Here is a 14,839-nt window from a genome sequence, read left to right as displayed (position 1 = left end):
AAAATGGTAAAATTAAAAGGAATCACGAAAATAACAGGACTTGCCACATCGGCATCTTTACTCTTTCTCCTAAGTGCATGTGGTTCTTCGAACGATACATCGACATCAAAATCAGATTCGTCTGGAAAAATTAATATCGTTGCAGCAGAGAATTTTTATGGAGAAGTTGCAAAAGCCGTCGGTGGTGATCGTGTGGCGGTTACAGACATTTTAAACAATCCTAACACTGACCCGCATGACTATGAACCCACTCCTGATGTGGCGAGAAGGGTTAGTATGGCTCAAATGATTGTCTATAACGGTGTCGGATATGACAGCTGGATGGATAAGCTTATCAATGCTGATTCCTCTTCAAAGTCGAAAACCATCATCAAAGTCGCAGATAACGTGATGGGCAAAAAAGAAGGGGATAATGAACATATCTGGTATAATCCAGATACAATGCCGAAACTTGCAAAGAAACTTGCAGCTGATTTGGCAAAGCTGGATCCAAGTCATGCACAAACCTATCAAAAAAATGCTCAAACTTATATTGATTCACTAGCACCACTTCAAGAAAAAGTTCAGAAACTAAAACAAACTTCTGGAGCAAAGATTGATGTTTCAGAGCCTGTTTTTGATTACATGGCTAAGGCACTTAATTTGGAGGTAAATGATCAGAAGTTTTCTTTAGCAATTGATAACGGTACTGAACCCTCTGCTGCAGATTTTGGCCAATTACAAAATGATCTAAAAGGGAAAAATATCAAACTATTCGTTTATAATGTACAAAACTCTAGTCCAACAGTTGACAATCTTTTAAAAATGGCCAAATCCTCTGGAGTTCCAGTTATAAAAGTTACTGAAACAGAACCAAAGGGCAAGACCTACTTACAATGGATGAATGATCAATTAGACCAAGTTGCTAAGGGATTGAGCATTCAATAAGGAGGACGCAATCATGGATGTAGACAGTGCTTTAAAACTATTAAAGGACCATGGATATAAATATACAGGGAAAAGAGAAAAGATATTAGAGCTCTTTTTTAATGAAAAGCGATACATGCCTGCCAAGGAAGTCAGGAATCGTATGGAAGAAAGTTATCCGAATCTAAGCTTTGACACGGTCTATCGAAACCTCTCTCTTCTGGAGGAACTGGGAATATTAGAAGCGACGGAGTTTCAGGGAGAAAGACAGTTCCGTATTTCTTGTTCATCGGAGGACCATCATCATCACCACGTGATTTGTACGAAGTGTAAAAAAACAATCCAATTGGATCTTTGTCCAATGCAGAAATTACAAGATATGATCGGAGATTTTAAGATTACAGGTCATAAGTTTGAAATATATGGTTATTGCAGTGATTGTGGATAAGGAATCATGAAGCGTGCCTATGGGTGCGTTTTTTGTGTGGAAATGGAAAATATGAAAATTGATCGTTTCTGTTCTTTGCCTTGTCGATGTTCATATAAATAAATAGGAGAATGAAAGCATGATTAAATGGAAAAGGGGGAGGGAACATTCATAAAAATAAGTTTTCTAGCAAGCTTCGATCTCGCAGGTCATTCTGGGTTTTATTCCTTTCTTCACTCTTTTTTATAGTAATGATCCTTCCTAGTATGATTGTTTATAGTTCAAGGAGTGGTAATAGTTTTTGGGAGACATTAAACCAGTGGAATCAAAAGCAAATCTCCTCTAAATCTCAAGGAGGACAAGAGTCTAGACAAAAATATTCCTTAAACATTGGCTGGGTTTCAGGGAACAATCAGATTCTTCAACATTTATCAGATTATCAAAACCTAAACATTGTCTCTCCAGCTTTAGCAAGTATCGATGACCAATTTAATCTGCATGTTACCTCCGATGCAGTTACGAACACCATTCACACACAGGGGAAAGCGATCTGGGCACGAGTCATCATGAACTCTGATACAAAAACCAATGTGCATGCTTTCCTAACGAATCAAGATAAAGTTCAGGAATTGATTAAACAAATACATCAAACTGCCCTTAGGAATAATTGGAATGGAATTAACCTAGATATTGAAAATGTGAATGCTGGAGATCGTGAAGTTTTTTCACAGTTTATTATCCAGTTATCACATGAATTAAAAAAAACATCGATTGTTCTTTCCATAGACCTCCCTCCAGATCCAAGTGGAAAAAAGAATCAGCAATCACCATTTGATCACAAGGTATTGGGAGAGTATTGTAATTATGTTGTTTTTATGGGCTACGATCAACACTGGTCAACGGATCCCATTCCTGGTCCTGTAACATCTTTATCATGGTTAAAACAGAACATACAAGAATTTATACAACCGGAATTTCTCCTGAAAAAATCATATTAGGGCTTCCAGCGTATACAAGAATATGGGAACAAAATCAGCAGGGTAGTATTGTAAAGGATCCTGCTGAACCTATTCAGTATATCGAAAGTTTAGTGGAACAAAATCATAGGAATCTATCATGGGATTCAACATTAGGAGAGTATTATACTTCTTATCAGGTAAATAACCTGCAATATAAGATCTGGCTGCCAACAGTAAAATCATTTAATATTTATCTAAATTTAATATCACAATTCCACCTTGGTGGATCCGCAGTTTGGAATTTAGATTTCATGAACACTAGTTACTGGAATCAGATATATTCGAATTAGGGTGAATATAAAAAAAGATCAAAGACACAGATTGTATGATTCGTGTCTTTGATCTTTTTTATGTTTCTTTTTTAGAAACTTATAATAAAAATTTACAAAATTAGAATAGAATTAAAACAAAAAATAGAAAATTATTGTGTAGAGAGAGAATATCCCCCTAAATGGCGGGGGAAATGAAGCTAGTATCCAAATGGTGATGGACAGCAAGGATTAACGGGAAATCCACACATTGTATGTGTTTCACAGCATTCATTTACACATGATTCTGTGTGGGGAAAATAATGTTGATGATTTACATGAAGTTTGTTGACTGTTGTGGTATGAGAGGGATGGACATGAGAGACTACATTATTATATAAGTTTGTTTTTACATATTGTTGTGGTGGATTAAATAGTGGTGGATCATATTGAGCAGGAAACATTTGCGGTGGACAGTATTGCGGCGGACAAGGTGGTGGCGGACAATATGTTGGTGGACATGCTTGAAGTGGAACGTATTGGACTGGCATCGGTTTCATGGGTGGTATTGCTATCGGAATTTCTTTCTTAGGTGGCATTGCGATTGGAATTTCTTTTTTGGGTGGTACTGCGATTGGAATTTCCTTCTTAGGTGGTACTGCGATTGGAATTTCTTTCTTAGGTGGCACTGCTTTTGGGAACTCTTTCTTAGGTGGTACTGCTTTTGGAAATTCTTTTCTCATCATAGATAAATGACCTCCATGTAAAGTTGTCTTGCATAACATTAGTCTATGTGAACTTAGAATTGTACGGACTAGTTTAATACCTATTTTGTAAGAAATAATACATACTACGATCTGATTGAGTTAATTCAAGTAAACTACCAGTTAATACAATTAGCCTGATTTTGTAATTATGTATAAATATAATTGGGGTGCTTGATGATGGAAAAAATTTTATTTGCTAACATGTTATTAGGAATAAATATTTAAATGGAGGGGATCGTATGGCATTAGAAACTCAGTGGGTTCATTTTGGTAAAAACAACGAGAATATTGGATATTTGGCAAAGATGGATCGTGTAGATGAAAATCTTCCAGCTGTCATAGTGATCCAAGAAATCTGGGGTGTGGATGCACACATACAGGACATAACTAATCGATTTGCACAGGCTGGATACTTGGCATTTGCGCCTGATTTATATGCCAAAGACGGAGAGAGAATCGAGGAGCTCCGGAACGGAACGAGTGGAAGAAGTTAAGGCATTTTTGGATTCTCTTCCTCATTCTGCGTGGAACAATCCAGGCGAAAGAGATAAAGCGTTAGCAGAACTGGATGCAGAAAAACAAGACCGTGTGACCAAAACCTTTGAAAGAATGTTTGGCGGGATAAACTCTTCTGCCTATATCGAGAAACTTTTAGCCGCCACGAAATACATACGGGAAGAAAATACTTCGACTAAGGGTCAAGGTGTTGTTTCAATTGGATTCTGTATGGGTGGCGCCCTTTCCGAACTTTTGGCCTGTCGTGATGAGCAGTTAAATGGAGCGGTTATTTTTTATGGGAATGCTCCAACTGATGAAGAATTACAGAATATTCATTGTCCTGTATATGGTTTTTACGGGGATCAAGATAAACGTATTACCGACAATGTTCCAGCTTTTGCAGAACAGATGAAACAAAACGGGAAAAACTTTGACTATCAAATTTATCCTCAAACAGGACATGCGTTTTTTAACGATACTCGAGCATCCTATAATGTGGTTGCAGCAAGGGATGCTTTCCAAAGAGTATTACGTTTTTTTTATGATATTTTGAATCATTGAGGAATATTATTATTGGCTAAAAGAAAAATGACACCATAAAAGAGGTGTACTTAGAAATTGCTAATATAAGTAAATAGAAGGGATTTAAAATAGCACGAAAATTTAAAAAAGTTCCCATTCCCAAAGATGAATATAGGTAGTGGGAGTTTTTATATAATTGTTTTTTGTTTTCGTCTGTTCAAGAATGTCTCTTATTCATTTGAAAATTCCATCTTTATGTTAGAAGGTTACAGTCATGCGGGAAGTTGTAATTTTTGATTAAAATAACTTATATGTAAAGCGTTAAAACATTTGCGAAGTTGTAAATTTAGCATTGTTAGTGTTTTGATAGAATGTTCATATTTTTTAAAAACCATCCTGTCTTTTTTCCTCATTAAAATGTATATAAAGAGTGAAAAGAACATTAGTTAAAAGAGAGGACAGTGGTGGACAATGGAAACAAGTAGAATCGTGCGTAATGAAATTTGGGAGAATCCTATGGTTATGGAAAAAATGAGTCCGGAGGATAAATATTTTTACCTTTATCTACTTGCAAATTCGGAAACTACTCCTATTGGGATCTATAAAATTACGGTAAAACAAATGGCTTTCGATTTGGGTTATTCGATTGATGGCGTCCTTTTATTACTGAATCGTTTCATCAAACATCATAAGTTAATTCGTTACAATACAAAAACCAGAGAACTTGCAATTAAACATTGGGGGAAATATCTCCCGAATGACGGTGGGAAACCGCTTAGGGATTGTCTTTCTTCCGAATTAAAAGATATCGATGACCATTCGCTTATCTTTAATGTTTCGGAATCCATTCATAAACAGGACATTCGCAGCCTTTATGAATCCTTTTTTGAACCTCCCTCGACTAAAGTCGATGGATTCTAACGCCCTTACGGTGATGAATGGATATCGAAGCAAGAAAAGAACTTCTACAGAAAGAAAAGGAAATGATTTAACTTTCTAATTATCGAAAACCAAGGACATTTACCATTAGTAGTTTCTGTTAATAATTGGAATGTAAAAAAACAGCAAAAAAAACGCTTTTGGTATACACCATTAGCGTTTTTATGATGATTTTATTTGTGAGAATTAAACAAAATTGTTTTGTTATTTCTGGCAATCCATTTTACCATCATGGTTTTTCATATTATCTGAACGTAGTGGGATATAAAGGATAAAATTAAGCCTTAAGATCAGGCCGAATACCAACATTTTATCTGAACTTAGTGGGATATAAAGAAAATGAAGCGGATTGGTTTGATAAAAAGCTGCAGCAATTTTATCTGAATGTAGTAGGATATAAATGTCTTCTTCGCGAATCCATTGCGGACGATCATTAGCATTTTATATGAACGTAATGGGATATAAAGATTGACTGAAAATGTATTTTAGTTTTTTAAGAGAATTATTTTATCTGAACGAAGTGGGATGATTGGGGGAATATTATAGGCTATCTAACCAGACATACCTATAATTTTTTTTATTTTCCAAATGGGCATTTTAATGATTATGATTAACTATCAAAATTAATTTGGAAAGAATTATATAGAAGTTATAAGGAATCTTTTGAACTTCGTTCTGATAACACCAAAAGTATAAAAATAGAAAACTTCAGCGGTAATAGTAAAGAGCGACAAACCCAAATTAACTATTTACCAATAGAATGTATCATAGAAGATGAACCAGTATTGGTAGTAAAGAAAGATCTCTTTTTTGACTTTATAGAGGAAAGTAGAAGAAAAGGCCTTCTTAAAAAGATTAAAAAGATATTTGGTGATAAATAGGGGTTGGACAGTTTTTTACAAAAATCATTAAGTAAACATTTAAAAGACGTTTGCAATTCAAAACAATGTTTCAGAAAGATATTTTATTAAAACTTTCAAATATGAATCCACTGACCCCATATATTGATTAAGTAACTATAATTCTTATTATTAGGATTTATATCAAGGATGTTATTTTATAATTACATTAAATTTCTCAGAAGGTATAATAACGATAAATAGAAAAAAATGGAGGATTATCTATGCCTATATATAACAAACTCGTCCGTGACCGTATCCCAGAAATAATCGAAAAAGATGGCAAAAAGCTTTCTACAAAAATTTTAAGTGATAACGATTACATAAAGGCTCTTAAAGAAAAAAGCTTTGAAGAACTTAAGGAATATGTAAATACAGACAATGATGCTGATGCACTAGAGGAACTTGCAGATCTTTTGGAAATTATCCACGCTCTTGCTGAGTGTCATGAAGCATCCATTGAAAAGGTAGAAGAAATCCGAAAGAAGAAAGCCGAAAAGCGGGGAGGCTTTAAAGAGAAAATCTTTTTAATTGAGGTTGAAGATGACTAAGGTTCAGTTAATCACACAAGGGCTCGGAAATCATTTAATTGAAAAACTAGAAAATGCTTCAACAATTTGTATTTTAACTTCTTTTGTTATGAAGTCAGGTGTGGAATTTTTAAAGGATGCTTTAAAAAAGGCTGCTGAAAATGGGGCAGATATTAAAATTTGTACTGGGGATTATTTGTATGTTACACAGCCTGATGCACTTGAGGAGCTGCTTTCAATTGACGAGCGAATAAGTATAAGGATTTGGAAAAGCAATGGCGTGTCATTTCATCCCAAAGCATATATGGTTCAATCAAAAAATCAAGAATGCTTGTTTGTTGGTTCTTCTAACCTTTCTAAATCAGCTCTATTAAACGGAGTAGAGTGGAATTTGCAGATCAGTGATGAAAAGGAAGTATTCAATGAAGCACAAACTCAATTTCTTAAACTCTTTTTTGCTGATCAAACCGTTCCGTTAAATATAGAAACTCTTAAAGAATATCGATCTAATTACGATAGATATCATCAAAACCACTCAAATTTGGCTCAAAAGTGGTCTGAGATGGTAGAAATGAATTTAATGCTGCCTTCCGAAATAGACGAAGAACCTGATTCGCAAGGGCTTATCGCTGATCCACCTATTTCTTACGGGAGAATCCAGCCGCGATTTGCTCAGATTGAAGCATTGGAAGAATTACAAAAAACATTGGAAGAAGAGTATAGCAAAGCACTGGTAGTTATGGCCACTGGTTTAGGTAAGACTTATTTGGCGGGATTTTTTGCACAAAATTTTGATCGTATTCTCTTTATTGCCCATCGTGAGGAAATCCTTTATCAGGCTAAGAACTCTTTTGAAAATATCATGCCTGAAAAACATTATGGCTTTTATAACGGAAAAGAGAAAGATAGCAACGCTGATGTTATTTTTGCGTCTATCTTTACCCTAAGTATGAAAACACATCTAGAAAAATTCCATCCAGATGAGTTTGATTTGATTATTGTTGATGAATTTCATCATGCCGCAGCAGATTCTTATAAAAGGGCACTCGATTATTTTCAACCAAGGTTTTTATTAGGGATTACGGCGACACCTGACCGAAACGATAATAAAGATGTTTACGCAATTTGTGATGGCAATGTTGCTTTTCGGCTTGACTTTTTAGATGCCATACAACGAAAATGGCTGGCACCTTTTAAGTATTATGGGGTTTACGACGATACGGATTATAGTCAGATTACTTGGCTGGGGAATCGCTATGATGAGGAAGAACTGTTAAATGCCCAATTACGGGATGATTTGGTAGACAAGATTCTTCAAACCTGGAAAAATAAGAAACAAACTCGAACATTAGGATTTTGCTCTTCAATAAAACAAGCAAACTTCTTATCTAATTACTTTAATAACAATGGGTTTCAAACAGTCAGCTTACACTCACAGCAGCTAGGGGTGAACAGGAAAAAGGTAATCTCCCAGCTTTCAAAAGGAGAAATTGATGTCATTTTTACTGTGGATCTGTTTAATGAAGGAATTGATATTCCTTCTGTGGATACATTGCTGTTTGTACGCCCAACTGAATCTCTCACAGTATTTACCCAGCAAATTGGACGCGGGCTACGGATTTACCCAGAAAAAGAAGCCTGTGTCATTATAGATTTAATTGGAAACTATCGAAATGCAGATATTAAACTCAGCTTATTTGATACTGACTTCGGTGAAGTTGGCTCTAAAAAAATACACCCGACTGTGCCTGAGTTTTGTGAAGTGAATTTGGATGTAAATGTCATTAATTTATTAAAAGAAATGATTGCGAAAAAATTTCCACGTCGGGAAAAATTATTAAACGCTTATACATTTTTAAAGCACGATCTTGGAAGAAGGCCAACTTATTTAGAACTACACCTTAAAGGCAGCGCAGATTCTGTTCAATACCGCCAGGAGTTTAAATCGTATGTTGGTTTCTTAGAATGGGCAGAAGAACTAACCGACAGAGAAAAAGAGGTTTTTGCTCGATACAAACCATGGATAGAGGAATCAGAAAGGACCAGTATGGCAAAGAGCTATAAAATGGTTGTTTTATTAGCCATGTTAGATCGTGGTCCTACACATTGGTTTGACCCCATGACTCCAGTGGAGGTGGCTCCATTTTTTCATCAATTTTTGATGGAAAAAGAATATCGTAAACGGATCGATTTCTCGGATAAGTCCTCTGTGAAACTTTGGAGCTATAATCAAAAGGGAGTTAGTAATCTTATTGCAACCATGCCGATGACAAAATGGAGTGGAAGTTCAAAAGGATTAATATCATTTGAAAATAATATTTTTAAGTTGAATTTTGATGTTGTTTCCGAAGATCAACAGATATTATTTGATTGGACTAAGGAGATTTGTGAGTATAGGTTACATTATCATTTTGAGCGGAGAGCAAGGAATACTGTTGAACATTAACTTTTGAACTTTTAAGATACTTAAATAGAAATCAGTTTATTCTAATATAAACATATAGATCAGCGAATATTAAAAGATCATCTTAATAAAAATGGACCATCTAAAATTTTTTTAGTGGTCCATTTTTATTATTATTTATTATAATTGATATCAAATATTATGAGGAAATACCTTCTTTAAGAGGAGAAATATGTCTTTTATTGTAAAATGCTAGGGGATATAATTGAAATGATAAATTATTAATAAGTATATTTTACTGGAAATTAAAAACTGTGGGAAAAAACTATGAAAACCATATGGCCTAATGTTTAGAGGTGAGATTTTTGAATGAAGATCATAATCTAATTTTAGTAAAAGAAGATGATAAGACAGCAAGTATAGCATTTTGTAAATACGATAATGGCAAATGGATGGTAAAGTACGAAAATAATAATAAAGTATATCATTACAGTTTTGAAAACATAATCTGGTTTCGAAATCCAAAGATTAGCAATCCTGAAAATTGCATAATTTATGAAAATAATCACCCAATAACAGGAATTATTAAGATTCTTGATTTTGGTGATTATATAAAACTTTTGTTTAAAACTGGTTTTAAAAAGATTTATAAGAGGACTCAAATTATGATCGAAGAAACTTGCTTAATAAATTCCAAAGCATGCAGCACCTTTGAGTATCTAAAAAATATTGCAAATCACGTAAGTATAAAACTTGATGAAGACATTAGTTTCCTGAAAAGACAGTACAATTCACTTGCAATGATAAGTCCTAGGAGTGTATTGGCAGCCTATTTAGTAGGTAAACCCTACAATCAAAGAAAAGGGCGGGAGCATCAAGTAATATTTCCTTTTGGCTTTAATATAAGTCAAAAAGTAGCAGCGGAAAAAGCATTGGCTGAACAAATTAGTGTGATCGAGGGACCACCGGGGACTGGAAAAACACAAACCATCCTAAATATAATCGCAAATGCAGTATTAAATGATAAAACAGTTGCGGTTGTTTCAAATAATAACGCCGCAACAGCAAATGTACTTGAAAAGCTGCAAAAATACGGTGTGAATTTTATGGCAGCTTATTTAGGAAACAACGAAAATAAAGAAAAATTTTTTAACGAACAATCAAATTTATACCCGAAAATAAATGATTGGTTTATACCACATTCAGAGTTTGAAATGCTTAAATCAACATTAAAAGAATCCCATCAAAAATTAAACCAGATGCTAGAATACCAAAATAAAAGGGCTGTATTGCAACAGGAAATATCAATTCTTAAAACAGAATATGAGTATTTTAATCAATACTATACGGCATCCAACTTCAAGACTCCTAAATTGAAATCATTTTTTAAATATAGTTCAGATAAGATTTTAAAAATACTGGTTGAGTATAAGCAAAATATTATTAAAGGAAAAATTACATTTCGAGAAAGACTTTACAATTTATTTTTTCGAGGAATTTTTAACATAAAATTCTATATGTATCCTCCAGAAATCATTATTTCTTTTTTACAAAAAATGTTTTATGAGAAAAAAATTCAAGAGGTAAAGAAAGAAATCAATGAATTATCTTGCAAACTTGAAAATTATAGTTTTGAGAATGAAATGAGGAAATACACAAAAAGATCTATGGAGTTATTTAAGTCAAAATTAGCTGAAAGGTATGGCTTAGGAGGGAACAGGCAAATATTTTCTAATGATTCACTTTGGAAGAACTTTCATGCGTTTATTAAGGAATATCCTGTCATTTTAAGTACAACACATTCATTGCGTAATAGTGCAGAAAAGAATTATCTATTTGATTATGTCATTATTGATGAATCTTCCCAGGTTGATTTATTGACAGGTGCTTTGGCTCTTTCGTGCGCCAAAAATGTCGTTATAGTAGGGGATGTAAAGCAGCTTCCAAATGTTGTTCCACCCGAAGTGGCAAATACTACGAAAAGAATATTTGATTCGTTTGACCTAAATGAATCATATAATTATGCAAATCAAAGTTTATTGTCATCAATATTGGCTTTATACAAAAACATTCCTAAAACCCTACTGAAAGAGCATTATCGGTGTCATCCAAAAATTATTGGATTCTGTAACCAAAAATTCTATAACAATGAACTTATTATTCTTACAAATGAACAGGAAAATGATAAACCTCTTATTCTATATAAAACGGCTAAAGGGAATCATGCTAGGGGGATGTTCAATCAAAGGCAGATTGACGTTATCTTTAATGAAATTATCCCAGAACAACATATAGATATTGAAAAGCAAACAGTGGGTATCATCTCACCTTATCGTTTACAGGCTAATGAACTACAGAGGGTTATTGGAACACAGAACATTGATGCAGATACTGTTCATAAATATCAAGGTAGGGAAAGAGATATTATGATTCTTACAACTGTTTCCAATGATATTAAAGTAAATGATTTTGTCGATAATGCCAATTTAATAAATGTTGCTGTTTCTCGGGCAGTTGATAAATTGATCGTTGTTGTTTCGGAAGGGAGTGAGAGTTGGCAAGGAACAAATATCGGGGATTTAGTTAAATATATTCAATATCATAATTTTGAAATGATACAAAGCCAGGTTTATTCAGTATTCGATCTTCTCTATAACTCTTATAGTGAGAAATTATTAGAAGTACTTAAAAAAACAAAGAAAGTGTCGGAGTATCGATCGGAAAATCTAATGAACGCAGTAATTGAAAAGGTATTAAGTTCATCTGAGTTCCAAAGCTATGATTGGGTTCTGCATCAACCACTTCGTATGTTGATAAAAGACCCAGCTAAACTTAGTGGTGAAGAGTTAAGGTTTACGATGAATATGCTAACTCATACTGATTTTGTTATTTTTAACAAGCTCGATAAAATGCCTATATTGGTTGTAGAAGTGGATGGGTATTCTTTTCATGCAAATAATCCAACTCAACTGAAGCGTGACAAAATGAAGGATGATATATTGAGAAAATACAATATACCAATTATCAGAATGAAAACTACTGAGAGTGGAGAAGAAGAAAGACTGCGGCAAAAATTGATGGAAATATTACATCTAGATACTAAAGTTTCTGCTTAACATGGTAACTTTGTAATAAGAGTTACAATTAATCTACAAAAACATAAATTTTAAATAATGGGGGGTAAACCAGCTTGAAGTGCGAAAAATGTGGAGGATTTGATTCTATGACTCAATATTATTATGTGGACCGTAATGGTGAATATTTTAATGAGTCAGAACACGAAGCCTTTAAAATACTGCATCCATATGCAAAAGTTTCTTTTACAAAAGTAGTTCTATGTGGTTTATGCGCATTCGAAATTGAACGTAATAATATGCTTGGAGTGGCTAACAAATAAGGAACCACAGTAAATATTTTAATATTGTTGGCGAAGCACTGAAATTCGACAAGCTTACAACAAAAGAAGTAGAAGATATTTTGGATCCAATAATGGGCTAGATATTATGACTTGGATATTTGGGAAAGAAAGGATGAAGAATCTACTGTTAGTCAGTAATTTTTTTATTCACTTAGAATTTAAATAAATGGAGTTGGATACAATGAATGAAAAGGAATTAGGGGAAATATTAAAAGATTTGTATAATAAAGCACCGAAAGGATATCAAGTTGCAAACATACATTTCTTTGGTGTAAAGTATGCTTCAATTATTCAAAGAAACCATCTTAATGTTAAAAATATAGTTGCATTTTCCGGACTTAATCCAACTTATGCAACAGAGGTAAGTAAAGGTATAAAACTATCTAATTACGTTATTCCAAAGCCATAATTTTAGTGGTTTTTATTTGACATATTGCAATTATTTCTTTGTGGGAGAGGAAAAAATTGATTCCTGAAAGCATAAGTAGAAAAGACATCTTGAAGGCAATTGATGAAATTGATAAAAAGGGGATACCAACGAAACGCAAATCTACCAAATTTCAACTTTCCTTTAAGGGTAAATGTTATCCACCTAAATATATTATTTCAATTGCTCATATGTATTCTAGTGGTTTCGAGTTAGATCCTCAGGAATTTAGTGGGGGAGATGAATCTAATAAATTTCTTATAAAAAGAGGATTCAACATTATCTCGAAAAAAAGTGAGAAAGCCAAAAAAATTCAAGAAGAAAAGCCAAATTACGTAAAGAAAGAGCAGAAGGCTGTAAAACATAGTCAACACTGCAGCGAGTGTAAAAATACGATCATTGAAATGTTTAGACACATTTACGGTAATGTAAAGATAGAACATAAAACGCAAATTAAGTCCCGCCTAGAAGACTATAAAAATGAAAGTTACTATCAGGACATGGTAGTCATTTATAAAGAGTTACAATCATATAAAGGTAATCAAGATTTTGTTCGTAGTAAATTTTTGCAGCCATGTGATTTATACATTCCAATTCCTGGTTTTATTGTTGAACTTGATGAGAACCAGCATTATTCAATACCAAGAAAAATTGCATTAACAAATTATCCTGATCAATTAAATACGGGATTCAATGTTAGTAAGTTGATAGAGAAATGTGAAACAATCAATGCTAAAGACAGTAATCCTGTATACAGGGACGAGCAAAGAGCCTGGTATGACACATTACGAGACTTTTTACCGTTCATTAAAGAGTTAAAACCAACGGTTCGGATTTCAATGGCGGATTTTACTTGGTGTGAGCTTGACCCGAACAAGGAAGAAGATGTATCTAAGTTTAAATCGATCGTTTTTGAAGAAACAGCTACGAGATCTGAGAAGGATCGGAAATTAAAAGAAAAAATACATATTGCGACTGCTTGCATACAGTCAGACCGCAACTACACGAACGAGAAGAGAACGGAGTTACTTAAGAAAATCGTGGAATCCTTGGATGATAAAACAGATCTATTGCTTTTGCCTGCAGGATTTTATGAGACGAAGGACTTTCCAAAATTTTTATACAAAAAGGTTAGTGAGGAAATAGGTAAATTTTTACATACAAAAAACAGCCATTTAGTTATTTGTTTGGGCATTGACGGAAGATATGGTTTTGATCAATTGGGAGTTATAATTACACACCAAGGGATTAAAGCATTGGCAAGGAAGTTTTATCCTACTTCTTATGAAGAAATAGAAAGGGCTGATACTTACCTGACTTTAGAAGATGGTTATTCAAGAGTATTTGAACTTAAAGGGAGGACGTTCTATCTGGCTGTATGTTATGACAGCTTCGGAGTAAAAAAGCAAAATTTAAAGAATCCTGGTGTAGATGTGATCTTAAATTTAGTTCATCAATTTAATCCGATAGGAGAGGACATTTCTGGGGATGTGTTCTTTGCTAGACATGGTTTTGCTGGTGCCTCTAGGCATTGGAACTGTCCGACTTTTGGTGCTGCTGTATTCTTTGATCGAATAATTCCAAAAGGTTGGCCAACAGGAGTCATTTGGGATTGCAAGAAAGAAAATACCAAACACTGGAAATATACAGATAATCCATTATCACCATATAAGGATTTCATCATTAAAGCTAATGAAATCGTAGGAATTAAATTGTATGAAATATAGCTGATCCATTCAATACTATTGGAATCTGTATTGGGTTCAAAAGTTATTCCATAATTCAAAGCATTCGTTTCTATTTCAGACAGATTATGTCACTGACATGGTAAAATC

Annotated in this window: 14 protein-coding genes; 13 read left to right on the top strand and 1 reads right to left on the bottom strand. The window is 33.8% G+C overall.

Features of this window, described 5'->3' with window-relative positions:
- The first annotated feature begins 3 nt into the window (after positions 1-3).
- The 4 genes from RCG17_RS01135 (at position 4) to RCG17_RS28195 (ending at position 2,642) form a co-directional block, all read left to right on the top strand.
- The gene (locus RCG17_RS01135) at positions 4-927 is read left to right on the top strand and encodes a metal ABC transporter solute-binding protein, Zn/Mn family (protein ID WP_308173470.1); all 924 of its coding nucleotides are present in this window, start codon (positions 4-6) and stop codon (positions 925-927) included.
- Positions 928-940: 13 nt separating this feature from the next.
- Positions 941-1,354 (top strand): Fur family transcriptional regulator, encoded by a 414-nt coding sequence (locus tag RCG17_RS01130; RefSeq protein ID WP_308173469.1) that lies wholly within the window; start codon positions 941-943, stop codon positions 1,352-1,354.
- Positions 1,355-1,599: 245 nt separating this feature from the next.
- On the top strand, positions 1,600-2,331 hold the full coding sequence (locus tag RCG17_RS01125; RefSeq protein ID WP_308173468.1) for a glycosyl hydrolase family 18 protein: 732 nt from the start codon (positions 1,600-1,602) through the stop codon (positions 2,329-2,331).
- Positions 2,268-2,642 carry a glycosyl hydrolase family 18 protein gene (locus RCG17_RS28195; RefSeq protein ID WP_374120888.1) on the top strand — a complete coding sequence of 125 codons (375 nt, stop codon included), beginning with the start codon at positions 2,268-2,270 and terminating at the stop codon, positions 2,640-2,642. The genes RCG17_RS01125 and RCG17_RS28195 overlap by 64 nt, the downstream gene beginning before the upstream one ends.
- Positions 2,643-2,821: 179 nt before the next feature.
- On the opposite strand, the gene RCG17_RS01120 is transcribed toward RCG17_RS28195, so the two are convergent.
- On the bottom strand, positions 2,822-3,346 hold the full coding sequence (locus RCG17_RS01120) for a CotD family spore coat protein (RefSeq protein WP_308173467.1): 525 nt from the start codon (positions 3,344-3,346) through the stop codon (positions 2,822-2,824).
- A 260-nt stretch (positions 3,347-3,606) separates the two neighbouring features.
- On the opposite strand from RCG17_RS01120, the gene RCG17_RS01115 reads away from it, so the two are divergent.
- The 9 genes from RCG17_RS01115 (at position 3,607) to RCG17_RS01075 (ending at position 14,731) form a co-directional block, all read left to right on the top strand.
- Positions 3,607-3,861 carry a dienelactone hydrolase family protein gene (locus RCG17_RS01115; protein ID WP_308173466.1) on the top strand — a complete coding sequence of 85 codons (255 nt, stop codon included), beginning with the start codon at positions 3,607-3,609 and terminating at the stop codon, positions 3,859-3,861.
- On the top strand, positions 3,848-4,426 hold the full coding sequence (locus RCG17_RS01110; RefSeq protein WP_308173465.1) for a dienelactone hydrolase family protein: 579 nt from the start codon (positions 3,848-3,850) through the stop codon (positions 4,424-4,426). Before RCG17_RS01115 ends, RCG17_RS01110 begins: the two co-directional genes overlap by 14 nt.
- A gap of 477 nt (positions 4,427-4,903) precedes the next feature.
- A complete protein-coding gene (locus RCG17_RS01105) occupies positions 4,904-5,308 on the top strand; it encodes a hypothetical protein (RefSeq protein ID WP_308173464.1) in 405 nt (134 codons plus the stop codon).
- 1,141 nt (positions 5,309-6,449) lie between these two features.
- Positions 6,450-6,776 carry a nucleoside triphosphate pyrophosphohydrolase gene (locus RCG17_RS01100; protein ID WP_308173463.1) on the top strand — a complete coding sequence of 109 codons (327 nt, stop codon included), beginning with the start codon at positions 6,450-6,452 and terminating at the stop codon, positions 6,774-6,776.
- Positions 6,769-9,201 (top strand): DEAD/DEAH box helicase family protein, encoded by a 2,433-nt coding sequence (locus tag RCG17_RS01095; protein ID WP_308173462.1) that lies wholly within the window; start codon positions 6,769-6,771, stop codon positions 9,199-9,201. The genes RCG17_RS01100 and RCG17_RS01095 overlap by 8 nt, the downstream gene beginning before the upstream one ends.
- A 323-nt stretch (positions 9,202-9,524) precedes the next feature.
- Complete coding sequence (locus RCG17_RS01090) at positions 9,525-12,275, top strand: AAA domain-containing protein (protein WP_308173461.1); 2,751 nt, start codon at positions 9,525-9,527, stop codon at positions 12,273-12,275.
- Between the two features lie 107 nt (positions 12,276-12,382).
- Positions 12,383-12,556, top strand: a complete 174-nt coding sequence (locus RCG17_RS01085; RefSeq protein ID WP_308173460.1) for a hypothetical protein — start codon at positions 12,383-12,385, stop codon at positions 12,554-12,556.
- A gap of 202 nt (positions 12,557-12,758) precedes the next feature.
- Positions 12,759-12,986, top strand: coding sequence for an HTH-like domain-containing protein (locus RCG17_RS01080; RefSeq protein ID WP_308173459.1), 228 nt, complete (start codon positions 12,759-12,761; stop codon positions 12,984-12,986).
- Between the two features lie 56 nt (positions 12,987-13,042).
- The gene (locus tag RCG17_RS01075; protein ID WP_308173458.1) at positions 13,043-14,731 is read left to right on the top strand and encodes a ScoMcrA-related endonuclease; all 1,689 of its coding nucleotides are present in this window, start codon (positions 13,043-13,045) and stop codon (positions 14,729-14,731) included.
- Positions 14,732-14,839 lie beyond the last annotated feature (108 nt).

It is taken from the genome of Neobacillus sp. PS3-12, from assembly GCF_030915385.1.
Taxonomy (GTDB): Bacteria; Bacillota; Bacilli; order Bacillales; family Cytobacillaceae; genus JAEVLT01.
Note: the sequence above shows the minus strand (reverse complement) of the source record. Positions and strands in the feature narration are given on the sequence as shown.

Excerpts from the sequence above, each read along its gene's own strand:
- RCG17_RS01135 (WP_308173470.1), top strand. The coding sequence starts at position 4 with ATGGTAAAATTAAAAGGAATCACGAAAATAACAGGACTTGCCACATCG.
- RCG17_RS01130 (WP_308173469.1), top strand. The coding sequence starts at position 941 with ATGGATGTAGACAGTGCTTTAAAACTATTAAAGGACCATGGATATAAA.
- RCG17_RS01125 (WP_308173468.1), top strand. The coding sequence starts at position 1,600 with ATGATTGTTTATAGTTCAAGGAGTGGTAATAGTTTTTGGGAGACATTA.
- RCG17_RS28195 (WP_374120888.1), top strand. The coding sequence starts at position 2,268 with ATGGTTAAAACAGAACATACAAGAATTTATACAACCGGAATTTCTCCT.
- RCG17_RS01120 (WP_308173467.1), bottom strand. The coding sequence starts at position 3,346 with ATGATGAGAAAAGAATTTCCAAAAGCAGTACCACCTAAGAAAGAGTTC.
- RCG17_RS01115 (WP_308173466.1), top strand. The coding sequence starts at position 3,607 with ATGGCATTAGAAACTCAGTGGGTTCATTTTGGTAAAAACAACGAGAAT.
- RCG17_RS01105 (WP_308173464.1), top strand. The coding sequence starts at position 4,904 with ATGGTTATGGAAAAAATGAGTCCGGAGGATAAATATTTTTACCTTTAT.
- RCG17_RS01100 (WP_308173463.1), top strand. The coding sequence starts at position 6,450 with ATGCCTATATATAACAAACTCGTCCGTGACCGTATCCCAGAAATAATC.
- RCG17_RS01095 (WP_308173462.1), top strand. The coding sequence starts at position 6,769 with ATGACTAAGGTTCAGTTAATCACACAAGGGCTCGGAAATCATTTAATT.
- RCG17_RS01085 (WP_308173460.1), top strand. The coding sequence starts at position 12,383 with ATGACTCAATATTATTATGTGGACCGTAATGGTGAATATTTTAATGAG.
- RCG17_RS01080 (WP_308173459.1), top strand. The coding sequence starts at position 12,759 with ATGAATGAAAAGGAATTAGGGGAAATATTAAAAGATTTGTATAATAAA.